The 581-nt window shown below is 46.6% G+C and carries 1 pseudogene; it reads right to left on the reverse strand.

The annotated features are described in order from the left end of the window. A pseudogene (locus ACS8FC_RS19415) lies at window positions 1-581 on the reverse strand (type II secretion system protein GspL); the annotation flags it as partial.

Genomic DNA, 581 nt, shown 5'->3' on the forward strand with positions numbered 1-581 from the left:
GTGCAATGAGCGTAAAACTAAGTGCAGATGGTTGCATCACGAGCGTCTGCGCACGCAATGAAGACTGCTTGATTAAAGGAGATATCTTTGACAGCGCTGCCATGTGTGATGCCGGTGCTTGGCTGTCGCTAAGCAGTTTTGGTTGTAATTGTACTTGGAGCTTGGTTCGAGTACTGATCGGCTCATCAGCGAACCAAGATTGATATTGCGCAGCTATTTCAGTCTTGGTGGCAGCTGTTGCCTCATTATACTTGTACCACTGCACCCCATCGGTTGCCATCTGTAGCACTAAAGCCGATAACGCAACCATCATTGCTACCCGTAGATACGGTGATAACTGTGAGTCGGTTGACTTGATAAAGAAGTTCAACGCATGACGTTCTGGGTTTTCAATGGGCGCTGGTGTCGTGGGCAAGCTCGTTAATAACAGCTGGTGATCGGCGATCAGCGCTTTCGTTTGCGCCATAGAACTGGTTATCGCTGATGTTACTGGGATATCATTGATACCCATACTATCTATTTCGTTAGCGGCTAAATCACTGATAGCAAGACTATTGGTTTCAATAGAATTCAGCAACATC

Source organism: Psychrobacter sp. 1Y4, assembly GCF_051847555.1.